General features: G+C 62.5%; 22 protein-coding genes and 1 riboswitch. Of the genes, 12 read left to right on the forward strand and 10 right to left on the reverse strand.

Going from position 1 to position 22,098, the window contains the following annotated elements; translation table 11 throughout:
* Positions 1–848 (forward strand): ankyrin repeat domain-containing protein (locus RCH09_RS17745; RefSeq protein ID WP_442785058.1); only part of this gene is annotated, 848 nt, incomplete at its 5' end.
* On the opposite strand, the gene metE is transcribed toward RCH09_RS17745, so the two are convergent.
* Positions 843–3,128 (reverse strand): 5-methyltetrahydropteroyltriglutamate--homocysteine S-methyltransferase, encoded by a 2,286-nt coding sequence (gene metE / locus RCH09_RS17750; protein WP_326942475.1) that lies wholly within the window; start codon positions 3,126–3,128, stop codon positions 843–845. The two genes, RCH09_RS17745 and metE, sit on opposite strands and share 6 nt — an antisense overlap.
* A 99-nt stretch (positions 3,129–3,227) precedes the next feature.
* Here metE and RCH09_RS17755 point away from each other — a divergent pair, with 99 nt between their 5' ends.
* From RCH09_RS17755 to RCH09_RS17785, 7 genes are all read left to right on the forward strand, one after another.
* A complete protein-coding gene (locus RCH09_RS17755; RefSeq protein ID WP_326942476.1) occupies positions 3,228–4,148 on the forward strand; it encodes a LysR family transcriptional regulator in 921 nt (306 codons plus the stop codon).
* 59 nt (positions 4,149–4,207) lie between these two features.
* Positions 4,208–5,710, forward strand: coding sequence for a protein adenylyltransferase SelO (locus tag RCH09_RS17760; protein ID WP_326942477.1), 1,503 nt, complete (start codon positions 4,208–4,210; stop codon positions 5,708–5,710).
* Entirely contained in the window at positions 5,707–6,129 is a 423-nt protein-coding gene (gene msrB, locus RCH09_RS17765) for a peptide-methionine (R)-S-oxide reductase MsrB (RefSeq protein WP_326942478.1), read from the forward strand. The genes RCH09_RS17760 and msrB overlap by 4 nt, the downstream gene beginning before the upstream one ends.
* Positions 6,126–6,746, forward strand: a complete 621-nt coding sequence (locus tag RCH09_RS17770) for a septation protein A (protein ID WP_326942479.1) — start codon at positions 6,126–6,128, stop codon at positions 6,744–6,746. The genes msrB and RCH09_RS17770 overlap by 4 nt, the downstream gene beginning before the upstream one ends.
* Positions 6,743–7,018: a BolA family protein gene (locus RCH09_RS17775; protein WP_326942480.1), complete on the forward strand. Its 276-nt coding sequence runs from the start codon at positions 6,743–6,745 to the stop codon at positions 7,016–7,018. The genes RCH09_RS17770 and RCH09_RS17775 overlap by 4 nt, the downstream gene beginning before the upstream one ends.
* A 55-nt stretch (positions 7,019–7,073) precedes the next feature.
* Positions 7,074–7,850, forward strand: a complete 777-nt coding sequence (locus tag RCH09_RS17780) for a peptidylprolyl isomerase (protein ID WP_326942481.1) — start codon at positions 7,074–7,076, stop codon at positions 7,848–7,850.
* 80 nt (positions 7,851–7,930) lie between these two features.
* Positions 7,931–9,121: an MFS transporter gene (locus RCH09_RS17785; RefSeq protein WP_326942482.1), complete on the forward strand. Its 1,191-nt coding sequence runs from the start codon at positions 7,931–7,933 to the stop codon at positions 9,119–9,121.
* On the opposite strand, the gene RCH09_RS17790 is transcribed toward RCH09_RS17785, so the two are convergent.
* The 8 genes from RCH09_RS17790 to RCH09_RS17825 all read right to left on the reverse strand — a co-directional run bounded on the left by RCH09_RS17790 (position 9,118) and on the right by RCH09_RS17825 (position 15,097).
* Entirely contained in the window at positions 9,118–11,106 is a 1,989-nt protein-coding gene (locus RCH09_RS17790) for a TonB-dependent receptor (RefSeq protein WP_326942483.1), read from the reverse strand. The genes RCH09_RS17785 and RCH09_RS17790 overlap by 4 nt on opposite strands.
* Before the next feature lie 85 nt (positions 11,107–11,191).
* Positions 11,192–11,617: a hypothetical protein gene (locus tag RCH09_RS17795; RefSeq protein ID WP_326942484.1), complete on the reverse strand. Its 426-nt coding sequence runs from the start codon at positions 11,615–11,617 to the stop codon at positions 11,192–11,194.
* A gap of 51 nt (positions 11,618–11,668) precedes the next feature.
* Positions 11,669–12,244, reverse strand: a complete 576-nt coding sequence (locus tag RCH09_RS17800; RefSeq protein WP_326942485.1) for a TMEM165/GDT1 family protein — start codon at positions 12,242–12,244, stop codon at positions 11,669–11,671.
* Positions 12,245–12,255: 11 nt separating this feature from the next.
* A riboswitch (yybP-ykoY riboswitch) is annotated at positions 12,256–12,433 on the reverse strand.
* Positions 12,413–13,003: a membrane protein insertion efficiency factor YidD gene (gene yidD, locus RCH09_RS17805; RefSeq protein ID WP_326942486.1), complete on the reverse strand. Its 591-nt coding sequence runs from the start codon at positions 13,001–13,003 to the stop codon at positions 12,413–12,415. It overlaps the preceding riboswitch by 21 nt.
* Positions 13,003–13,356, reverse strand: coding sequence for a hypothetical protein (locus tag RCH09_RS17810; RefSeq protein ID WP_326942487.1), 354 nt, complete (start codon positions 13,354–13,356; stop codon positions 13,003–13,005). Before RCH09_RS17810 ends, yidD begins: the two co-directional genes overlap by 1 nt.
* Positions 13,357–13,560: 204 nt before the next feature.
* Positions 13,561–13,971, reverse strand: a complete 411-nt coding sequence (locus RCH09_RS17815; RefSeq protein WP_326942488.1) for a hypothetical protein — start codon at positions 13,969–13,971, stop codon at positions 13,561–13,563.
* Positions 13,972–14,104: 133 nt separating this feature from the next.
* Positions 14,105–14,578, reverse strand: coding sequence for a hypothetical protein (locus RCH09_RS17820; protein ID WP_326942489.1), 474 nt, complete (start codon positions 14,576–14,578; stop codon positions 14,105–14,107).
* Positions 14,579–14,683: 105 nt separating this feature from the next.
* Positions 14,684–15,097: a GFA family protein gene (locus RCH09_RS17825; protein WP_326942490.1), complete on the reverse strand. Its 414-nt coding sequence runs from the start codon at positions 15,095–15,097 to the stop codon at positions 14,684–14,686.
* A 116-nt stretch (positions 15,098–15,213) separates the two neighbouring features.
* On the opposite strand from RCH09_RS17825, the gene RCH09_RS17830 reads away from it, so the two are divergent.
* From RCH09_RS17830 to RCH09_RS17845, 4 genes are all read left to right on the forward strand, one after another.
* Positions 15,214–15,837, forward strand: coding sequence for an EF-hand domain-containing protein (locus RCH09_RS17830; RefSeq protein ID WP_326942491.1), 624 nt, complete (start codon positions 15,214–15,216; stop codon positions 15,835–15,837).
* 108 nt (positions 15,838–15,945) lie between these two features.
* A complete protein-coding gene (locus RCH09_RS17835) occupies positions 15,946–17,250 on the forward strand; it encodes a cytochrome c (RefSeq protein ID WP_326942492.1) in 1,305 nt (434 codons plus the stop codon).
* Positions 17,251–17,281: 31 nt separating this feature from the next.
* Positions 17,282–17,755, forward strand: coding sequence for a (2Fe-2S)-binding protein (locus tag RCH09_RS17840; protein WP_326942493.1), 474 nt, complete (start codon positions 17,282–17,284; stop codon positions 17,753–17,755).
* Positions 17,748–20,045, forward strand: a complete 2,298-nt coding sequence (locus RCH09_RS17845) for a xanthine dehydrogenase family protein molybdopterin-binding subunit (protein WP_326942494.1) — start codon at positions 17,748–17,750, stop codon at positions 20,043–20,045. Before RCH09_RS17840 ends, RCH09_RS17845 begins: the two co-directional genes overlap by 8 nt.
* Positions 20,046–20,079: 34 nt before the next feature.
* Here the strand turns inward: RCH09_RS17845 and RCH09_RS17850 are convergent, their stop codons facing one another.
* Complete coding sequence (locus tag RCH09_RS17850; protein WP_326942495.1) at positions 20,080–21,996, reverse strand: hypothetical protein; 1,917 nt, start codon at positions 21,994–21,996, stop codon at positions 20,080–20,082.
* Between the last annotated feature and the right edge of the window lie 102 nt (positions 21,997–22,098).

Here is a 22,098-nt window from a genome sequence, read left to right on the forward strand (position 1 = left end):
CCTGCTTAATAATTAAGCAGGTGATTCAATCACGTGGGTCAAATTTGGATGAAATTTATTGCCCGAAGTGGGTCAATTCTGGGCGATCGTCAACACGCAAAGTCGTGAAAGCGCTCCAGTCGCACGACAAAACGACTTTTGACGCCGCTTTGTTCGTACTGGAGCACGTGTACGGCGCCCCATTGACGCTCCCGGTCAGTCCGCAGCTGCAACAGCTATTCGACAATTCGCTGAACAAGTCCAGTCTTGGTGGCAGACGCGACTTCCCGTTGCATCGTGTGATGAATTTGCCCACGCCGGAAATGCGCGTGAAGGCCGTCACGGCTTTGCTCAATTTGGGCGCCAACCCGCTACAGCGCAACTACGCGCGGCCGATGGAAACGCCATTTCAACTTGCAATCCGCCGCCAGCATGCAGAAGTTGTCACGATTTTTCTCAATCGCGTCTTCCCTGCGGAAGCGTTGATCGCGCAGGTGCAGATTCCGAAGATGGTCTTAAATGCTCCCTTCCTCGGCGCAAGCTCGGCAATGCTGTGGGCAATCAACGCGCCATTACTGCTCCAGCGCGAGAGCGTTATCCGGGCGCTGGCCGCAGCCGGTGCATCGACCGAGGTGCGCGACGCCGCCTCGTACGATACGCCGCTGCAGCAGGCGGTGCGCAGCGGTTCGGTCGAGATGGTGTCGCTGTTGCTGCAGCTTGGCGCCGATACCAGCGCCCGGACCTTGATTGGCGCCGACATTCTGACCCTGGCCAGCCAAAGTCCGAACCGGGAAGCAATCGAAGCAGCGCTGCGCACCCATTTGGAAGTCGCGGCGCAGCCGGACGTCACGCCTGGTGGACAGTCATGACGCGCCGGTCTCCTGCGCGGCCACTTCCTGCCGCAACGCCTGCGCCGCCCGCACCATGTTGTGCAAGGCCTGCTGCGTTTCCGGCCAGCTGCGGGTTTTGAGTCCACAGTCGGGATTGACCCACAGCCGGGCGTCGGGAATCACGCCGCGCGCCTTGCGCAGCAGTCGCGTCATTTCCTCGACCTGCGGGATGCGCGGGGCGTGGATGTCGTAGACGCCCGGACCGATGTCGTTGGGGTAGGCGAAGGCGCCGAAGCCATCGAGCAGCTCCATGTCGGAGCGCGAGGTTTCGATGGTGATGACGTCGGCGTCCATGGCCGCGATCCACGGCAGGATGTCGTTGAACTCGGCGTAGCACATGTGGGTATGGATCTGGGTCTGGTCGGCCACGCCGGCGGCGCTGATGCGGAACGCCTTCACCGCCCAATCGAGGTACGCCGGCCAGTCGCGCGCCTTGAGCGGCAGGCCTTCCCGAAAGGCCGGTTCGTCGATCTGGATCATGCCGATGCCGGCCTGTTCGAGGTCGCCCACTTCATCGCGCAATGCCAGCGCAATCTGCAAGGCAGTCGTCGCGCGCGGCTGGTCGTCGCGCACGAACGACCATTGCAGCATCGTCACCGGGCCGGTCAGCATGCCCTTCATCGGCTTCAGCGTCAGGCTCTGCGCGTAGCGGCTCCAGCCGACGGTAATGGCTTCGGGACGATACACATCGCCATAAATGATCGGCGGCTTGACGCAGCGCGAGCCGTAGCTTTGCACCCAGCCGTGCTGGGTAAAGGCATAACCCCACAGCTGTTCGCCGAAATATTCGACCATGTCGTTGCGCTCGGCTTCGCCATGCACCAGCACGTCGAGGCCGAGTTGTTCCTGCTGTTCGACCACGCTGCTGATTTCGGCGCGCATTTGTTCCAGATAATCCAGATGGGCGAGGGCACCGCGTTTGTGCGCGGCCCGGGCCTGCCGGATTGCGGCAGTTTGCGGAAACGAGCCGATGGTGGTGGTCGGGAACAGCGGCAATTGCCAGCGGGCGCGCTGCTGTTCGATGCGCTGGTTGAATGGCGATTGCCGCTGCGTCAGGGCCTCGCTGACACCCTGCAGCCGCTTTTGCACGAGTTGGTTGTGAATGCGCGGCGACATGAAGCGGGCTTGACGCGCTTGCCGCGCTGCGTGAAACGCATCGACATCGGGGGCGCCGTCGAGCGCGCCTTTCAGCAGCCGGATTTCGGCCAGCTTCTGGACCGCGAACGCCAGCCAGCTTGTGAGTTCGGCATCCAGCGCGCTTTCCTGATCGAGATCGGTCGGCACATGCAGCAACGAGCAACTGGCGGCGATCCACAGTCGTTCGCCGAGTTTGTCGTGCAGCGGCGTCAGCGTCGCCAGCGCGGCATCAAGGTCGGCGCGCCAGACATTGCGACCATCCACCACACCGGCCGACAAGATGCGATCGGCCGGCCAATCCGCCAGCAACGTGTCGAGCTGCTGGGGCGCGCGCACCAGATCCAGATGCACCCCGGCCACCGGCAGGCTGTGCAGCAGCGCGGCGTGCTCGCTGACATCGTCGAAGTAGGTGGCCAGCAGGATCGGCGGCGCGTCGGCCGCCAGCGCCTGGTAGGTCGGCGCGAACGCGGCGCGCCAGCGGGCGTCGAGGTCCAGCGCCAGGATCGGTTCGTCGATCTGGACCCAGTCGATGCCGGCGTATTGCAGGCGCTTGAGCAATCCCTGGTAGCCAGCCACGGCCGCCGGCAACAGGTCGAGGGCATGCGTCAGGCCGGACTTGATCTTGCCCCGATGGAGCAGGGTGAGCGGGCCGATCAACACGACCTTGGTGCGATGCCCGGCCGCGCGCGCTTCGGCAATCTCGTCGAACAGCCAGTCGACGCCGCCGTCAAAACGCACATCGGCAGTCCATTCCGGCACCAGGTAGTGATAGTTCGTATCGAACCACTTGGTCATTTCCATCGCGAAGTGGGTAGTGTCGCCGCGCGCCATCGTGAAGTAGTCGGACAGCGTCAATTGCGACGGCACGGTCTTGAGGCGGGTCGGTGTCGCTCCCAGCAGTGCCAGCGTCGACAGCACCTGGTCATACCAGGCGAAATCGCCCACCGTCACCATGTTCATCCCGGCATCGGCCTGCTGCTGCCAGTGGCGCTGGCGCAGGGTCTGGCCGATCCCGCGCAAGTCGGTCTCGGTGATCTCATCGCGCCAGAATGCCTCCTGGGCGAACTTCAGTTCACGTTGCGCGCCAATGCGCGGAAAGCCGAGGATATGGGCGGTGGTCATTGCGTACTCCCTGTGCAGGTTCAAAGGTTGCCATGGTCGCGCAGCTTGCCGTATGATTCAAACGCTAAAAAGTACCAATCAACTTGAGCCAAATTCAACATGCAGAGCATCCTCGAAGTCCGTCACCTGAAAACCCTGTCAGCGCTGCGCGAAGCCGGCAACCTGCTGCGCGCTGCGGCGTTGCTCAATTTGACGCAGTCGGCGCTGTCGCATCAGCTGCGCCAGCTGGAAGACCATCACGGCAGCGCCCTGTTCGAGCGCAAGTCGCAGCCGGTGCGTTTCACCCCGGCCGGCGAGCGCCTGCTGAAGCTGGCCGATGCGGTGCTGCCGCAGATCGACAGCGCCGCGCGTGATCTGGCGCGCATGAACGAGGGCACTGCCGGGCAATTGCGCATTGCGGTCGAATGCCATACCTGTTTTGACTGGCTGATGCCGGCCATGGATGTGTTCCGGCAGCGCTGGCCGGAAGTCGAACTGGATATCGTGTCCGGCTTCCAGGCCGATCCGATCGGGTTGTTGTATGGTCATCGCGCCGATATCGCCATCGTCTCCGAGATCGACCCTGACGAGGCGGTCGATTACCATCCGCTGTTCCGTTTCGAAATCGTCGCGCTGGTGGCGCACGACCATGCGCTGGCCGGGCGCGACTATCTGGTGGCGGAAGATTTTGCGACCGATACGCTGATTACCTATCCGGTGCCGGACGACATGCTCGACGTGGTGCGGCAGGTGATGAAGCCGGCCGGCGTGCAGGCGCCGCGTCGCACCACCGAACTGACGGTGGCCATGCTGCAACTGGTGGCCAGTCGGCGCGGCATCGCGACCTTGCCCATCTGGGCCGCGCAAAACTATCTCAAGCGCGACTATGTGCTGGCCAAGCGGATCACGCCGGGCGGGCTGACCGGCCGCTTGTATGCCGCCTGCCTGCCCGCGCTGTCCGCGCGGCCGTTCCTGACCGACTTCGTCCACACCACGCGGCAGAGCTGTTATCTGAATCTGGATGCGGTCGAGCTGTTATGAGGACGGGTCCGTCCGGATTGATTTAAGATGCGGGTTCCGCGCCACCGATTGCCCTGACCATGAATTCCCCCGATTTGCCGCTGCCTCCGGGTTCTGACGCGCTCCCGTTCGAGAATACCTTTGCCGGCCTGCCGCCGGCGTTTTATACCGCGCTCAGTCCAACGCCGTTGCGTGCGCCGTATCTGGTCGCGGTCAGCCCGGCCGCAGCGGCGCTGGTCGGCCTTGATCCGGAACAATTCAGCACCCTGGAGTTCATCGAAACCTTTACCGGCAATCGCCTGCCAGCGCAGGCCGCACCACTGGCGGCGGTGTATTCCGGACACCAGTTCGGGGTCTGGGCCGGACAGCTTGGCGATGGCAGGGCGATCCTGCTCGGTGAACTGCCGGCGCCGACCACGGCGGCCCCGGGCCGGCTTGAGTTGCAACTCAAGGGCGCCGGGCCGACGCCATACTCGCGCATGGGCGATGGACGTGCCGTGCTGCGTTCGTCGATCCGCGAATTCCTGTGTTCGGAAGCCATGGCCGGGCTTGGCATTCCGACCACGCGCGCGTTGTGCGTGACCGGCTCGGATCAACGGGTCATGCGCGAAACGCCGGAAACCACCGCAGTCGTCACGCGCATGGCGCCCAGCTTCATTCGCTTCGGCTCGTTCGAACACTGGTTCTACAACGACCAGCCCGAGCTGCTGCGGGCGCTGGCCGATCATGTCCTCACGCACTTTTATCCCGACCTGCTGACGGCCGCCAATCCGTATGCGGCGCTGCTGACCGAAGTCACCCGGCGCACCGCACATCTGGTCGCGCAATGGCAGGCGGTCGGCTTCATGCATGGCGTGCTTAACACCGACAACATGTCGATCCTGGGCCTGACACTTGACTATGGTCCGTTCGGCTTCATGGAGGCGTTCGACGCCGGGCACATCTGCAATCACACCGACCAGCAGGGCCGTTACGCCTACAGCATGCAGCCGCAGATCGGTCACTGGAACTGCTTCGCGCTGGGCCAGGCGATGTTGCCGCTGATCGGCTCGGTCGAGGCCACGCAGGACGCGCTGGCCGGTTACAAGCACGACTACGACAGCCGCATGGCGGCGCTGCTGCAGGCCAAGCTGGGCCTGGTGCGCCAGCTGCCAGACGACAACCTGCTGGTCGATGTATTGTTTGCGATCCTGCAAGCCGGCCACGTCGATTTCACGCTGTTTTTCCGCCGCCTCGGCAATCTGCAGCGCGCGGATTCCGCCGGCGATGCGCCGCTGCGCGATCTGTTCATCGAGCGCGCCGCCTTCGATGCCTGGGCGGTGCAGTACCGCCTGCGGCTGCAACAGGAAGAGCGCAGCGATGCCGCCCGCCAGCTTGCAATGCATGCGGTCAACCCCAAGTACATCCTGCGCAATTATCTGGCGCAGACCGCCATCGAAAAGGCCGATGCCAGCGATTTTTCGGAAGTCGCGCGCTTGCTGGACATTCTTGCCAGGCCGTTCGACGAACAACCCGAACACGAGGCCTATGCCGACCTCCCGCCCGACTGGGCCAATCATCTCGAAGTGAGTTGTTCATCATGACAAACAAGGTTGTCAAAACTGACGCCGAATGGCGCGCGGCCCTTGATCCGATGGAGTACGAAGTCACGCGCCATGCGGCGACCGAACGCGCCTTCACCGGCCGTTTCTGGGATCACCACCAGCATGGCATCTACACCTGCGTGTGCTGCAATACGCCGCTGTTCGCCTCCGATGCCAAGTTCGATTCGGGCTGCGGCTGGCCGAGCTATTTCACGGCGCTCAATCCCGACAACGTGCGGGAACTGGTCGACAATACGCATGGCATGAAGCGCACCGAAATCATTTGCAACGTTTGCGACGCCCATCTCGGCCATGTTTTTCCGGATGGACCGAAGCCGACCGGTTTGCGTTACTGCATCAACTCGGCGTCGCTGCGCTTCTCGCCAACCCCTGACACCAACCCGAAGACACCAACATGAAATTCCTGTTCGATCTGTTTCCGGTCATCCTCTTCTTTGCCATGTTCAAGTGGGGCGAGGGCCACGTCGCGTCGGCGCAGCAACTGGCCTCGACCTACCTGTCCGGATTTGTCTCCGGCGGGGTCGTTACCGCCGAGCAGGCGCCGATCTTGCTGGCCACCAGCGTGGTCATCATCGCCACGCTGCTGCAAATCGGCTATCTGCTGGCGCGGCGCAAGAAAGTCGACGTGATGTTGTGGGTGTCGCTCCTGATCGTTGGTGTGTTTGGCGGCGCGACCATTTACTTCCATAACGAAAACTTCATCAAGTGGAAGCCGACCGTGCTTTACTGGGCCTTTGCCTCGACGTTTCTGATCAGCCAGTTCGTGCTGAAGAAGAACCTGATCAAGACCATGATGGGCGAGCAGCTGGATTTGCCGGCGCAAGTCTGGAGTCGGCTGAGCCTGTCGTGGGCCGGCTTCTTCCTGATGATGGGGGTGCTCAACCTGTATGTCGCCTTTAACTTCCCCACCGCCGTGTGGGTCAACTTCAAGCTGTTTGGCGGCATGGGCTTAATGCTGGTCTTCGTGCTGGCGCAAAGCGTGTTCCTCTCAAAACACATGCAGGAGCCCAAATGACCCCGGCAGCGCGTGAAATCGAGATTCATCGGCGGCTGGCCGAAACCTTTGACCCCATTACCTGTCAACTGGTGGACGAATCCGCAGCCCATGCCGGCCATGCCGGCGCCGCGTCTGGCGCTGGTCATTACCGGCTGTTTCTGGTTTCGACGCGTTTTAGTGGCTTGTCACGCGTACATCGGCATCGGCTGGTGTATGATTGCCTTCGCGACATGATGCTGACGGAAATTCACGCTCTGGCATTGACCGCCGAGGCACCCACCCCGGCGTGACCTGAAGTTCCTGCTCATGTGCTTCCAATTCATTTCCCCACCTTAGGAACAAATAATGACTTTCAAACCTGCCCGCTTGCTCGTTCTGTTGTTGGCTGCTGCCGCTCTGCCGGTGATGGCGCAAAATCTCGCCGTCGTCAATGGCAAAGCGATTCCTTCCAGCCGTGCTGACCTGATGGTCAAGCAGGCTGCCACGCAAGGCCAGGCGGATACCCCGGAACTGCGCAAAATCGTCAAAGAAGAACTGATCAATCGCGAAGTGCTGGTGCAGGAAGCCGACAAGCTCGGTCTGGGCACCTCGGCCGAAATCAAGAACCAGCTCGAAGTCGCCCGTCAATCCCTGATCATCCGCGCACTGGTTGGTGATTTCGTCAAGAAGCACCCGATCAGCGATGCCGAAGTCAAGGCCGAATACGACAAGTTCAAGGCTACCGCCGGCGACAAGGAATACCGCGCCCGTCATATCCTGGTTGAGAAGGAAGAAGACGCCAAGGCCATCATCGTCAAGCTCAAGGGTGGCGCCAAGTTTGAAGAACTGGCCAAGCAATCCAAAGATCCAGGTTCGGCAGCCAACGGTGGCGACCTCGACTGGGCTTCGCCTGCCTCGTTCGTCAAGCCATTCTCCGATGCGATGGTCGCGCTGCAAAAGGGTGCCATCACCGAAACACCGGTCAAGACCCAGTTCGGTTATCACGTGATTCGTCTGGATGACACCCGCGCCGCCAAAGTGCCGACGCTGGAAGAAGTCAAGCCGCAAATCACCGAGAGCCTGCAGCAGAAGAAGCTGCAAGAGTATCAGGCTGAATTGCGCGCCAAAGCCAAAGTGCAATAAGCTCGCAAACAGATAGTCAGCAAGGGCGCTCCTCGGAGCGCCTTTTTTTTGGGCAACGGGCAGGAGCGGCAGAACCAATCATGGCAATCATCACCACCAAAAAAGCCCCCTGGCTCGACATTCCGGCCGGCATCTGGGTGCTCGGATGCGTCAGCATGCTGATGGATATTTCGTCGGAAATGATTCACAGCCTGCTGCCGCTGTTCATGGTGACCAAACTCGGCGCGAGTGCCTTCGCGGTCGGCCTGATCGAGGGTGCGGCCGAATCAACGGCCTTGATCGTCAAGGTCTTCTCCGGCGCACTCAGCGATTACCTTGGCCGGCGCAAGGGCCTGGCGGTGTTCGGTTATGCGCTCGGCGCCTTGACCAAGCCGCTGTTTGCCCTCGCGCCCGGACTGGGACTGGTACTGACCGCGCGCTTGCTGGATCGGGTCGGGAAGGGCGTACGCGGCGCGCCACGCGATGCCCTGGTGGCCGATATCGCGCCGCCCCATTTGCGCGGGGCTGCCTTCGGATTGCGTCAGTCGCTCGACACCGTCGGCGCGGGCCTCGGGCCGTTGCTGGCGGTCGGGTTGATGCTGTTGTGGGCCAATGACTTTCAGGCCGTGTTCTGGGTCGCGGTGATTCCTGGGTTGATGGCGGTGGCGTTGCTGCTGGTTGGCGTGCGCGAACCGGACACACACGCGGACGCCAAGCGCATCAACCCAATCAGTCGGCAGAATCTGCGCCGTCTGGGTGCCTCGTACTGGTGGGTTGTCATCATTGGCGCGGTATTCACGCTGGCGCGCTTTTCCGAAGCATTCCTGGTGTTGCGCGCCCATGATGGCGGCGTGCCGGTGGCGCTGGTGCCGCTGGTGATGGTGGCGATGAATGTGATCTATGCGGCATGCGCCTATCCGTTTGGCAAGCTGTCGGATCGCATGAGCCATCGCACCTTGCTGGCAATTGGCCTGGTGGTACTGATCACCGCCGATCTGGTGCTGGCCTCGGGCGATCACTGGACCACAGTGTTGGCGGGGGTGGCGCTGTGGGGCGTGCATCTGGGCATCACGCAGGGTTTGCTGGCGACTATGGTGGCCGACACCGCGCCGGCCGAGTTGCGCGGCACCGCGTATGGCTTGTTCAACTTGATGAGCGGGCTGGCGTTGCTACTCGCCAGCGGCATCGCCGGGCTGGTCTGGGACCGCTTCGGCGCGTCCTGGACGTTTTATGCGGGCGCGATGTTTTGCGCCCTGACGCTGGTGGGGTTGCTGGCCAGGCCAGCCGATTAGAAGCGCGTCCGCAAGCCCACAATCATATTGCGCCCCGGCAGCGGCGCCACATCTTTCAGCAACGAGGTCGACACCCGCACGGTCTGGTTCAGCAGATTCTTGGCGTTGGCAAACCAGGTGACGTCATTGCTGCCGACGCGCCAGGTGTATGACAGGTTGGCATCCAGCAGCGTGTAGCCGGGCGTGTCGCTGGTTTCGAACGACGCCAGCCGTTCCTGTCGTTCGGCGCGCAGCAGCGACGCGCCGCCGCGCCACGGGCCTTCGTGGTATCCGACGTCGACGCCGTAGCGGGTGGCCGGTTGCAGCGGCAGGCTGCCGGCCTGATCGAGCGAACCGTGCGAGGTGTCGGCAAAGGCGCGCAACGAGATGCCATTGCCATGCGCATTGTAGGTCACTTCGGCTTCACCACCGCGAATGGTGGCGTCGCCTTGGCTGAAAATTCGCTCGCGCAACGCGCCGCCCGGATTGCCGTTTTCATCCACCGTGTTGCCCGCGACCTGGCCGTAGACAAAGTTCCTGGCTTTGGTTTCGAACAGGTTGGCTTTCCAGCGGATCAGGCCCTTGGTCTTTTGCAGCGTCAATTCAAGATTACGCGAGGTCTCCTTGGCGAAGTTCGGATTGCCGACGTCGAAGGTGGCGGTGGCGTCATGCGGCCCGCCCGAATACAGCTCATCGGCCGAGGGCGCACGCTGCGCAATCGAGCCGGTCGCGCCAAACCCATAGTCGGGCGTGAAATTCCACAGGCCGCCGACCGAATACGAGGTCAGGTCAAAGGTGCGTTCCAGGTTGCCGACCGGGCTGCGCTTGACCGACTCGAGGCGCAGTCCGGCGTTCATGTGCACCGCACCGAGGTCGCGTTCTTCGACCAGAAACACCGCACTGGAAGTCGAGCGCGTTACCGGCACCGTGTCGGGCGCACCGTTGGTTGCATTCAGTGCCGAGAAATGGGTGTTCTCGGTCTGGAATCCGAACGTCCCATGGAAGCCGGCCACCGGTGCATGGGTCAGCTCGGCGCGCGTTTCCATCGAGCGATTGGCGAAATTGGTCTGCGGGACATTCTGCAGATCGAGTTCGCTGTGGCTGTAATCGGTGTAACCGAGCTTGAACTTGAAGGTTTCAAAACCGGAGAACGGCGCATTCACCAGCGCATCGAGATCGTACCGATTCTGCTTCTGCTCGATTTGCGAGCCCTCCAGCGTCGGGATGCCGTAGCGGCTGTTGATCTGCGCCGCCGACACGCCAATGTGGCCCCAATCCTGAATGAACGATGCGCCCACGCCGACGCTGTTCTGGCGCGAGAACGACTGCGGCAGGGTGCCAGTATTGCTGCCGGCGTCGCCCTTGATGCGCTCGCCGGGGATGCGGTAGTCGTTGGCATTGCGCACGCTGGAGTCGACATGCAGGCCAATCGGACCGGCGGCGGTGTCGGCCGATAGCGAACCATTCTTGGCCATGTCGACCGTGCCGTAGCGCATTTCGGCCTCGCCGGTGGGCTGGGTAGCCAGCGTCGTGGGAATGCGGTCATTGACGACATTCACCAGCCCGCCGATCGCACCCGAGCCATACAGCAGGGCGGCGGGCCCGCGCAGGATCTCAATCTGCTTCGCGGTCGGTCCATCGGTGGCAACCGCGTGGTCGTTCGACAGCCCGGACACATCCGACACCGCCATGCCGTTTTGCAGCACTTTCACGCGTGCGCCTTCAAGGCCACGGATGATCGGACGTGACGCACCGGCGCCAAACGACGACGACGACACGCCGAGTTCGTGCGACAGCGTATCGCCGAGCGAACCGCCGAGCTTGTTGCGCAACTCGTCGCCGGACAGGATCTTGGCCGGCGCCAGAATCTGGTCACCTTCATTGGACGAGAACGGGGCGGCGGTGACGGTGACCGTTTGCAGGGATTTATCGGTGGTCTGGGCAAATGAAACAGAGGTCAGCGCGGACAGAACGGCGCTGGCCAACAGGGTACGTTGAGCGTGCATGGTGATTCCTGAAAAGGCAAAGCATGGCGCCGACGGCGAACGACAACGCGTTCAGCCGGGGCAGGAAAAATTGCAGTGACAGATTTCAGGCAGCAGGCGGGGCGCGGGACTGGAAGTGTTGCGTGAACGGGGCGGTCCAGGAAGCGAACGCGACCCACAGTGCGAGTACGTGAACGTTCGGCAGGGCAACCACGGCGATCGCCGCAGTGTGGATATTGTCGGCCAGGGTGGCCGCATCGAATGCCGCGCAGGAATGGTTGGCGTCGGTCAGGCTGGCGACCAGTTGCAGCAGGTTCGGGCCCGCTGCGACTTGCGCCGACGCCGGTGCCACGAGACCGCCATGCGCAATCCGATGCAACAGTCCGAGCGATTGCGCAAACAGCAGTGCCACCACGAGAAACAGGATGGCCTGCAGCCGCGCGCGCTCTACAAAAATCGGATGGGACAACGAAGGTAATGCCATGACGGTGACGAATGCGGTCGGACGGTTCAGATAGCGGGAGAGTATCACGCGCGCTCCCGCTTCTGCTTGTGCATTCGCAAATGCGACCGGCGCGTGCCTTTACATGCCGAACTGCGCGCCTGCACCCAACAGCGTGGCGATGCCCAGCACGGCAAAGATTGCGGCGGCAATCCCATGCACCAGGCGAATCGGCACGCGATGCGCGATGCGGTCGCCCAGATACACCGCCGGTACATTTGCCAGCATCATGCCCAGCGTGGTGCCTGCCACCACCGCAAACAGCGCGTGATAGCGCGCGGCCAGGGCGACGGTGGCGATCTGGGTCTTGTCGCCCATTTCGGCGAGGAAGAAGGCGATGACGGTGGTGACGAACACGCCATATTTGGCCAGCTTGGCATCGCCTTCGTCGAGCTTGTCGGGAATCAGGGTCCAGCCCGCCATGCCGAGGAACGCCAGGCCGATCACCCAGCGCATGACATCGGGCCCGGCCAGCGTGGTCAGCCAGGTGCCAATGGCGGCGGCGAAAGTGTGGTTGGCGACGGTGGCGACCAGGATGCCGCAGACAATCGGCAGCGGCTTGCGGAATTTGGCAGCGAGCAGGAAGGCGAGCAGTTGGGTTTTATCGCCGATTTCAGCGAGGGCGACGACGCCGGTACTTACGAGGAATGCTTCCATGAGGGGCTTTGAGGTACGCGGGCCGGAAAGTATCCAATGATCCGGGCGCGACTCCGGCCCATGCGGCCGCACCCCGATCAATGGTCTCGTCAAGTCTTGCGACCACCTGCACCACGGCCTGCTGGCCGAGAATGTTGACACAGGTTTGCGCGGTGGACTGCGCAGCGACTACTCCCCAAATTTCTGGGGCGATGATAGCAGGGTTGGGGGAAGGCGGGGGATTTTAATGTGGCGCGCTCGGTCGGCAGTATGGCCCCGAACAGGAATATCGACATATTCGTCGTCGGTTTGTTTGCGGCGCCGCCAGTCGCAATCACAGCCAGGGCAACTTACGGCGTCGCCGCAGTGCCGCATCATTTCGTCGCACGAATCTGGAAAGTGCGGCATGTGGCAACCTGACACGCCGTCGCAGGGAAGATCGCAACTGGATGGCATATCACATGCGCAATCGAGAAAGCCGGCCTGTCGTGTCAGTGGCCCCTTGAGAATCGGACGGCAATGGCGCCGGTACGCGACGCCGCATTTTTTCAGCCGCTGATCAAGCAGCGCGATCCCCTGCCAGACACCGTAACGCCGAATTGCACGATAACCCAGCGCGGAGCAACTGCCGTGCCCGCTGACGGATGCATAGGCGCAGGAAAAACCCTTGTGTGGCGAAATAAACCGTTGATAAAACCGAATTGCATTCAGCGCAAGCGACTTCATCGACAGCGTGTGCGTGAAGTTCGCACGAATATCGGACGATCTGTTATGCGTCATTAGCACTTGGCACGTAGCTCTTGTTCCGACATTACTTCCACGCCTTTACAGAAGAAAAACGGCGTTGCGCAATAAAGATACTTTCGCCCGACATACTTGCTATCCGAAGTGGACGAGATAACTGCGGGACTCACGTTGCTGAGTTTTGAAGCACAGTTGTCAGCGCGGTTGGAAATGACGGTGCGGCATTCCGGTTCAGTGAGATTGAAGCGGGTCTTGGCCTCGGAACACATATTGAGCGCGACTTCTTTCCACAAGAGGAAGTGTTCGGCCTTGGGAATCGGAATGGCGGCAACAGCCTTCAGGCTGTACCTGCCCTGGGGGTCCGTACCAGCATGAGCAGGTCGCAACAAGCCAGCGATTACAAAGAAAAGAATGGCTACCGATATTGGCCGCATAGTTTTTGTGGTGATGGCAAACGTGGGAATTTCGGAATGGCTTTGGTTTATTGGGCTGCCCGAGCGTACACGAAACCGGTTAGTCCACTATCTGTTCTGTGATGGTGCAAATGGGCTCTCCGCCCAGCCATGCTGTGCACAAAGCAGCGCGACCGCCACTCACTCCCGACAGTACCCCTCACCAGCACGCACGGTCAGGCAATTCGTCTTTTCGCTCAGCCACTTCATGCCAGTTTCTGCGCCGTTTGTGGCGTGGATCGATTCTTTCACGCCATCGCGTTCGAACACGATCTGACTGCCCACAGCGCTGCCCTTGAATGTACGCGGCCCGTCAAGATTCTGGATGGTGATGTCGTACTTGCCGTTGCCACCCGCGAGCTGGACGAATGTGGCCTCCGGCCCGATCCACTTGCCAAGCCATTTGTCGGTCTCTGGCACCGTGGGGGCAACAGGCGCGGTCGCTGCGCTGCCTGATGTTGAAGCGCGCTGTTCGCATGCCGCGACGAGCATGGTCAGTGCAACGCCTGCAAGCAATGACCGATACGGGAAATTCATGGTTGGAATGTGCATTCGACGCCTGCAGTTTGGGTTGGACGGCGCCGCCAGGCGTCCGCGCCGGGAAAAGGGGAGACCGATGCCATCGTTACTCGGCTTCCGATGATTGGCTCCGGTGAGCGACAGAAGACCCGCCCAACGATGGGTTTCACAGCACGGACCATCGCGCGACGATGCCGTACAGGTGAATCAGTCCCATGAAGAGACAAGTGCCAGAGGATACCAGCCAGAAGGTCCGGGAGTTCTCTGGGAAGGCGGGTTTCAGCAGTGGAAACGCGACTGCACGTAACAGGTACACCGCACAAATGGCAGGAAGCGCGACCTTGACAAGGGGCAGGCGGTCAATCACGCCAGCACCTGCCAGCGCGTACGCGGCCCAAAGCAGGAGTAGCGAGGAGATTGCCAGTGTGATCAACGTGGGCCGGATCTTGCGCGTCTCGACCGCGCGCGCCATTTTCTCGCCTGCACCAATGAACCGATAAGCAGCCGCGCCAAGCGCGATGCAGACGAGATGCGCGGCGGCAGCGGCGGCACTGAGTGCCCCGCCAATGACGAGGGCTTGAGGTCCGAAAGGGAGCATGGCGTGTCGCAGGAGCGCTGTTGGTTGAGTGGATTGGATCAACTGAGTTGGTGACTCAGACTGCAGTGAGACGGTCACCGGCGGCGTCCCATTTAAGCGCAATGTTTCGGACCCGCTGATCGAGGACCGCCGTCTGCGCAAGTGCCTTCATTCCATCGCCGCGCCAATAGCCTGCCGCACGGGAATCCCGGACGGATCAAAGCCGTGCAGGCAGCGCATATTGATGCCGTAATGGTTGGGCGCGAGACGCTTGCGATGAAACGGGTAGATGCCGCACACCTTGCAGAAAAAATGATGGGCGGTCTTTGTGTGGAACTGGTACTCGGTGAGGGATTCTTCACCCGCCAGCAGGGTGAATTTGCTTTCGTGAACCTTGACCATCAGGGCACTCCTGCGGCTGCAGATCGAGCAGTCGCAGGTTGTCAGTTCCGGAAAATCGGTTTCGATTTCAAATTGGACTGCGCCACAGTGGCAGCTGCCTTGGTATTTCTGAAGCGGTCGGGCGGTCATTGCTCGGAACTCCATCAGGATACTAACCTTGGCACTGTAGCAAGAATCCATGAAAACAAAAGTATCTTGCGGAAAAAACTTAAGAAACTGGATTTCCCGCCGATAACAAGGTTACGGCGCGGTGCGACTACCGCATTTCGGGCAGCAATTCGGCAAGGAGCACTGCAATGGCAAGTTCAATTGGTGGCATTTCCGGCAACACGACACTGCAATACCCGCCCAAGGCGGTGAGCAGCCGTGTCGAACAGGCGTTCATCAAACTCGATACTGGCAACAAGGGCTATCTCGACAAGACCGATCTGGAGCAGGTGGCCAGCAAGGTTGCCGCCGACAAGCCGGCGAATGCGGCCAAGCCTGCGCCGAGTGTGGATGAATTGCTGAAGACGCTAGATCCGAATGGCGACGGCAAGGTCACGAAACAGGAGTTTGCCGATGGCCTGAAATCGCTGGCCAGCCAGGACCAGGTCAAGACCGGCCAGCCGCCACCAGGCGCAAAGGGGCCGTCGGCGGGTGCGCCACCAGCACCGTCCAGCGGCGCCAGTCCGGTCAGCACCACCAAGACCTATGACGCGGCCGACACCAATCAGGATGGCACCGTGTCGGAACAGGAACGCACGGCGTACCAGCAAACGCCGGCCTACCAGAGCGCCAATCCCAACGCGCAAACCGAGCAGGAAAGCAGCAAGCGTACCGAGTCGGCGCGCACCGCCGCACGGTTGCAGGAAGCCTATGCGCAATCGAACAAGGCATCCGAGCAAAGTCAACGTAATGCAATTAATGTAACTGCCTGAGCCGGCGTTTGTGTAGTATCGAACATACACAACGCCGACCGTTCCCCAGACTTCGGTGATTGAGAATTCGGCGCCAACGCGTCGCGTCAACATTTCCCGGAGCTCGCCTTGTTGAAACGTCTGTTGATTGCCATCGTTGGCATCGTACTTATCGGCGCGATTGCCGTCGTCGGATTGTCGTGGCACAGCGCCATCGCCCCCATCGCACCACTGGCCGCCGCGTCGTTCTCACCGCAATTGGTGGAGCAGGGCGCGATGCTGGCAGGACAGGGCAACTGCGCGGCCTGCCATACCATCAAGGGTGGCGCCCAGCTCGCTGGCGGTGTGCCGCTGGCCACGCCGTTCGGCACCATCTATTCCACCAACATCACACCCGACCCGGCCACCGGCATCGGCAGCTGGTCGCAGGCGGCCTTCAAGCGCGCCATGCATGAGGGCGTGCGGCAGGATGGCGCGCATCTGTTTCCGGCTTTTCCGTACACCCATTTTGCTATGGTCAATGACGCCGACCTGACGGCCCTGTATGCGTGGCTGATGACGCGTCCTGCCGTGGTCGCACCGGCCAAGGCCTCGACCCTGCCGTTCCCGCTCGACCAGCGGCCGTTGCAGGCAGGATGGAAATTGCTGTATTTCGACAAGGCCGCCGACTCCACCAATGCCGCCAAAAGCGTCGACTGGAACCGTGGTCGCTATCTGGCCGAAGGGCTGGCGCATTGCGCCGCCTGCCATACGCCGCGCAATGCACTCGGCGCCGAACGCAAGGACGACCCGTACCGTGGCGCCAGCATCGATGGCTGGTTTGCGCCAGCGCTAACGGCAGCCAATACAACCCCGTTGCCATGGACCGAAACCGAACTGTTCACGTTCCTGCGCCGTGGCGCGACCACGTTGCACGGCAGTGCGGTGGGACCGATGTCGGAAGTCGTGCATGACGGCCTGGCACTGAGCAGCGATGCCGACGTGCATGCGCTGGCCGTGTATTTTGCCGACATGAACGGCTCCGCCACCCGGCCCGAGACCAACGCTGCCGCCAGTGCCACGGCGCTGGCGGGCGTCATGGCCAAATCGGCCACGGTCGCCGGCCAGTTCAACAATCACGGCGCCACGCTGTATCTGTCGGCCTGCGCCTCCTGTCATTCCAACAGCGACGGCAAGCCCAACGCGTTGCGGCCGGAACTGGCGCTCAACAGCGCACTGACCGAACCCGATCCGGCCAATCTGATCCGCGTGATCCTGCACGGCGTCGGCCGCGCCGAGGGCATGCCGGACCTGATGATGCCGGGCTTTGCCCAGTCATTGACCGATGCCGACGTGGTCGAACTGGCTGGCTGGCTGCGCGGCCGCACCACGTCCGCGCCATGGCAGAATCTTGCCGCCAGCGTTGCCGCCATCCGCAAGAACAGCGCCCCCTGATTACGTCCCTGCCACGAAAAGCGAACTCACGATGAACACATTTACCGTCAACGGCAAGCCGGTCACCACCGATGTCGATCCCGTCACGCCCCTGCTCTGGGTGATCCGCGATGAAATTGGGTTGAAGGGCACCAAGTTCGGCTGTGGCATCGGCATGTGCGGCGCCTGCACGGTGCATGTCGATGGCCGCGCGATTCGCTCCTGCATCACGCCGGTCGCCAGCGTCGCCGGCGCCGCCATCACCACCATCGAGGGCCTGGCCGCCGATGGCGCGCACCCGTTGCAACAAGCCTGGATCGAGACGCAGGCGCCGCAATGCGGCTATTGCCAGTCCGGCCAGATCATGCAGGCCGCGACACTGCTCAAGGATTACCCGGAGCCGACCGATGCCAACATCGACGCCGTCATGAGCGGCAACCTGTGCCGCTGCATGGCCTATGTACGGATTCGCAAGGCCATCAAACTGGCGGCCGAGCAAATGAAAGGGGTGCAGCCACATGCATGACATCACGCGCAAGGCTGACACCTCGCCCACCTCGCTGGCCCGTCGCGGCTTTCTGATCGCCGCCGCCGGAACCGGCTTTACGCTGGCCTTCCTGCAGCTGGGCGTGTCGTTCGCCGAGGCCGAAAAAGGCGCCGCCAAGACCGTGTTCGATCCGACCATCTGGTTCGATATGGATGCCGATGGCATCGTCACCGTCAATATCGCCAAAGCCGAAATGGGCCAGCACGTTGGCACCGCGCTGGCGCGCATCGTCGCCGATGAACTGGAAGCCGACTGGAGTGCGGTGCGGCTCAAGTATGTCGACAGCGATCCCAAGTGGGGCCTGATGGTCACCGGCGGCAGCTGGTCGGTGTGGCAGAGTTTCGATGCGCTCAGCCGCGCCGGCGCGGCCGGGCGGATTGCGCTGATCGAGGAGGGCGCCAAGCTGATGGGCGTGGCGGCCGATGCCTGCGAAGCGCACGCCAGCGTGGTCAGCGGTGGCGGCAAGACCATCACCTATGCCGAGATCATCCGGCGCGGCAAACTGGCGCGCACCTACACGCCGGAAGCACTCAAGGCGCTGACCCTGAAGACGCCGCAGCAGCGCAGCCTGATCGGCCACGATGTGCAGGCGCTGGATGTGCCAGCCAAGACCAACGGCAGCGCCATCTACGGCATCGATGCGGTGCTGCCCGGCATGGTGTTTGCGCGCCCGCGCATTCCGCCGACCCGGTACGGTTCGACGGTCGAGTCGATCGACGATTCCGACGCCAAAAAAATCAAGGGATACATCAAGTCGATTGCGCTGGTCGATCCGTCCGAGACGGTGCCGGGCTGGGTGATGGTTTTCGCCGATTCGTTTGCCGCCGCCAGCCGAGCGGCCGATCTGGTGGTGATCAAATGGAAGGCCGGTGCAGGCGTGTCGGTGTCGGAACCCGACCTGCTGGCGCACGCCGGCAAGCTGATGGATGACAAGGCAGCGGGTGCACTGGTGGTGGCCGACGACGGCGTCGAGGCCGCGTTCACCAATGCCAAGCTGCGCGTCGAACAGGAATACACCACCAGCACGGTGCTGCATTTCCAGCTGGAACCGGTCAATGCGCTGGCGCTCGAAAAGGACGGCGTCTGGCATATCCATACCGGCAACCAATGGCAATCACTGATCCTGCCGACGCTGGCGAAAGCACTCGGCGTGGCCGAGGCCAAAGTGATCCTGCATACCTATTTGCTGGGTGGCGGCTTCGGTCGACGGCTCAATGGCGATTACGCGGTGCCGGCGGCACTGGCTGCCAAGGCGCTGGGACGCCCGGTCAAGATGATCCTGACCCGCAGCGACGATGCGCGTTTTGATTCACCGCGTTCGGCCTCGCTGCAGCGGCTGCGCATGGCGTTCGGCGAGAACCGTTCGGTCACGGCAATGGAACACCATGCCAGCGCCGGATGGCCGACCGAAGTCATGATTCCCGCCTTCATGCCGAAGGGGAAGAACGACAAGCCGTTCGATCCGTTCGCCATCTCCGGCGCCGATCACTGGTACACCGTCGGCGCACATCGGGTGCGCACGATTTCCAATGATCTGGCCAACAGCACCTTCCGTCCGGGCTGGTTGCGCTCGGTCGGTCCGGGCTGGACCAACTGGGCGGTGGAAAGCTTTATCGACGAGGCAGCGGTTGCCGCCAAGGTCGACCCGCTCGCATTTCGCCTGACACTGCTGGATGCGCGCGGCAAGAATGCCGGCAGCGCGCCGAATGCCGTGGGCGGCGCGGCGCGCATGGCCAATGTGCTGAAACGCGTGGCCGAAAAATCCGGCTGGGGCACCAGCATGCCCATCGGCACGGGCCTGGGCATTGCCAGCACGTTCGGACAGGAACGCACCATGCCGACCTGGACCGCCTGCGTCGCACGCATCAAGGTCGACAGCAAGACCGGCATCGTCAAGCTCGAAAAATTGTTCCTGGTGATCGACGCCGGCACCATCATCCATCCGGACGGTGCACTGGCGCAGGCCGAGGGGGCGGCGCTGTGGGGTGTCAGCATGGCGCTGCATGAAGGCACGGCCTTCGTCAACGGCGAAGTCAAGGACACCAATCTGAACACCTATACGCCGCTGCGCATGGCCGACGTGCCGGAACTGGACATCGAATTTGTCGCCAGCACCGAGACCGCCACCGGCATGGGCGAGCCGCCTACCACGGTGGTCGGCCCGGCCATCGCCAATGCGATCTTTGCTGCGGTGGGCGCGCGATTGCGGCATTTGCCGATGCGTCCGGCGGCGCTGCTCGCGGCGCTGGAGAAAAATCCGCGTACTTGAACATCGCGGCGGCGCCGCGCATGGGTGACCGGAGTTATCGGACCGGGCGGTACATGGCGAGATTTCTGCGCCATCCCGCTGGCAGGTTCTCCTGCGCCTGCGCAACCATGGCACGCGCCTGCTCCCACTGCGCTACATCGCGTTCGGCATCCGCTGCCGACATCTCCGACCGGTCCCGTGCCACGCCTGTCTCCACGGCACGCATGGCGCCATCCATCACAGCGATCGCGATTGTCCATCCCGTCCCCGCCAGTGTGCGATGCGTATCGAAGATGGCGCCGATCAGTTCCCTGAGTGCGACTGGATGCCCGACCAGCTGGTTGACGCCATGTTCGATCTCGCGTGAAAAATGTCTGTCCGGATTCGGCATATGCCATGCAACGTCCGGCGCGTACGGCAGGCGTGCGGCGTGCAACAGGGCAAATGCCTCGGGATCGGAATCGCGCACCTGATCGATCGCGCTGGCAACTTCCGCCAGTAAATCGAAGCGGCGCATGAGGTCAGGCATGTAGCGCATCATCGTCACCAGCGGCGCGACCCGCTCCCGGGCCGGCACATCGGCCGCATTCAGGTGCCCGCGCATCATCGTGAACACCTGCTGGCGCAGCGCGGGCGGCAACGCGAATTCGCGTGGGTTGGCAAGGCTGCTCTCGGCAATCGCATTGAGCATGCGCAGCCTGAAGCGGTCCGGTTCGGCAAAGCGCTCCGCGCTGGTCAGCACGGCCTGCATGACCTGCTGCTGCAAGGTCTTGCCCGCGGGCTGCGGTGCCTGACTGGAAAGGCGATTCAGGTCGCGGCACAGGTTTTCCAGCCACACCGCTGCCGTCTCGCGATCCGATGCCGTCGACAACGCCGCAAGTCCATTGGCCATGATCGGCCAGGCGCGCCGTTGCACGTCCGGATGAAACCGGAACATGGATTCCGACAATCCGGTCAACATCGGCAGGCGCCGCGCGTCACCCTGCATCTGGTCGAATTCGTGCACGAATTGGTCGAAGATCGCTGCATGGCGGTTGCGCAAAATATCGGGGTGCAGATTGGGCCGCGCGCTATCGGCGAGATTGCGCAGCAGTGCCGCCATGATGTTGTCACGCTGCGCCATGGAGAAGGTCGGCACGCCCTGCGCATCGCGACTGTTGAGCTCGTTGTGGAGCTTGTCCCACAGCGCTTGCCAGTTGGCCTGCGCATGCACCGTGGACAGCGCACCGGCCAGCGTCGTGAGCATTGCCGCGCGCCGCGGCAACGGCAAGTTGGTGCGTGCCGGCCAGTGCTGATTGATCCGGTCGACGGCGCGCTGGGGCGCCGTGGCGTGCCCAAACTGGGGTACAAGGCCGAGCACTGCAACCGCGCGGCGCAATCCGGTTTCCGGCGCAGCGTCCTGCAGGGCCGCCGCCTGCAGCGCGCCTGACGAGGAAATGATGTGGCGCGCGACTTGGCTATCCGCCGGAAAATCATCCAGCAACAGTTGCAGTTGCCGCTCGGGTTGCGGGCCGGCCACCGTCTCCAGCAAGGCCCGCCGCTCAGTCGGCCAGGAATGCTCCAGAATCGCACGCAAATTGCCACGCCCAAAGACCTGCTGCCGCCGTTGCCGCTGTTGCACATGCTCGCCCATCAGGGCGTGACCCTGCTCCAGCATCTGCGCGGCCTGCCGCTGCACGGCCGGATGCAGTCGCGGCAATTCGGCGGCCAGTACGTCGAGCAGTGGGGGCAGGCGTTCGGGCTGGTGGATCGCGTCCAGATGCGCCGCAACCAGATCCAGCACCACCGCCTGGCGCCCCACATCGCCCTGCGTTGCGCCTGTCAACAACGCGGCATAGGTCGCATCCTGCTGGTGCGGCGTGGCCGCGGCGATGGCCTCGTGCATCAGCGCCAGCGTGGCATGCCACTGGTTATCATCGGCGTGCGGCCCGAGCGCGGCTGCGGCAGCCTGCCGGCCTTCGTCATCGAGCATGTGCTAGGGAAACGCGGATTTATTCGTCGATACCGGCCAACCTATTTCGAAGCATAACCGTTATAGCAAGATAGCCATCAACACTTCCCCCAAGATGAAGCC

The organism is Actimicrobium sp. GrIS 1.19 (assembly GCF_035984655.1).
In the GTDB taxonomy this organism is placed as follows: domain Bacteria; phylum Pseudomonadota; class Gammaproteobacteria; order Burkholderiales; family Burkholderiaceae_D; genus Actimicrobium.

Coding starts and splice junctions, on each gene's coding strand:
- RCH09_RS17800 (WP_326942485.1), bottom strand. CDS start 12,244: ATGGAAGCATTCCTCGTAAGTACCGGCGTCGTCGCCCTCGCTGAAATC.
- RCH09_RS17770 (WP_326942479.1), top strand. CDS start 6,126: ATGAAATTCCTGTTCGATCTGTTTCCGGTCATCCTCTTCTTTGCCATG.
- RCH09_RS17850 (WP_326942495.1), bottom strand. CDS start 21,996: ATGCTCGATGACGAAGGCCGGCAGGCTGCCGCAGCCGCGCTCGGGCCG.
- metE (WP_326942475.1), bottom strand. CDS start 3,128: ATGACCACCGCCCATATCCTCGGCTTTCCGCGCATTGGCGCGCAACGT.
- RCH09_RS17825 (WP_326942490.1), bottom strand. CDS start 15,097: ATGGATTCTTGCTACAGTGCCAAGGTTAGTATCCTGATGGAGTTCCGA.
- RCH09_RS17775 (WP_326942480.1), top strand. CDS start 6,743: ATGACCCCGGCAGCGCGTGAAATCGAGATTCATCGGCGGCTGGCCGAA.
- RCH09_RS17760 (WP_326942477.1), top strand. CDS start 4,208: ATGAATTCCCCCGATTTGCCGCTGCCTCCGGGTTCTGACGCGCTCCCG.
- msrB (WP_326942478.1), top strand. CDS start 5,707: ATGACAAACAAGGTTGTCAAAACTGACGCCGAATGGCGCGCGGCCCTT.
- RCH09_RS17845 (WP_326942494.1), top strand. CDS start 17,748: ATGCATGACATCACGCGCAAGGCTGACACCTCGCCCACCTCGCTGGCC.
- RCH09_RS17815 (WP_326942488.1), bottom strand. CDS start 13,971: ATGCACATTCCAACCATGAATTTCCCGTATCGGTCATTGCTTGCAGGC.
- RCH09_RS17840 (WP_326942493.1), top strand. CDS start 17,282: ATGAACACATTTACCGTCAACGGCAAGCCGGTCACCACCGATGTCGAT.
- yidD (WP_326942486.1), bottom strand. CDS start 13,003: ATGACGCATAACAGATCGTCCGATATTCGTGCGAACTTCACGCACACG.
- RCH09_RS17790 (WP_326942483.1), bottom strand. CDS start 11,106: ATGCACGCTCAACGTACCCTGTTGGCCAGCGCCGTTCTGTCCGCGCTG.
- RCH09_RS17780 (WP_326942481.1), top strand. CDS start 7,074: ATGACTTTCAAACCTGCCCGCTTGCTCGTTCTGTTGTTGGCTGCTGCC.
- RCH09_RS17785 (WP_326942482.1), top strand. CDS start 7,931: ATGGCAATCATCACCACCAAAAAAGCCCCCTGGCTCGACATTCCGGCC.
- RCH09_RS17755 (WP_326942476.1), top strand. CDS start 3,228: ATGCAGAGCATCCTCGAAGTCCGTCACCTGAAAACCCTGTCAGCGCTG.
- RCH09_RS17830 (WP_326942491.1), top strand. CDS start 15,214: ATGGCAAGTTCAATTGGTGGCATTTCCGGCAACACGACACTGCAATAC.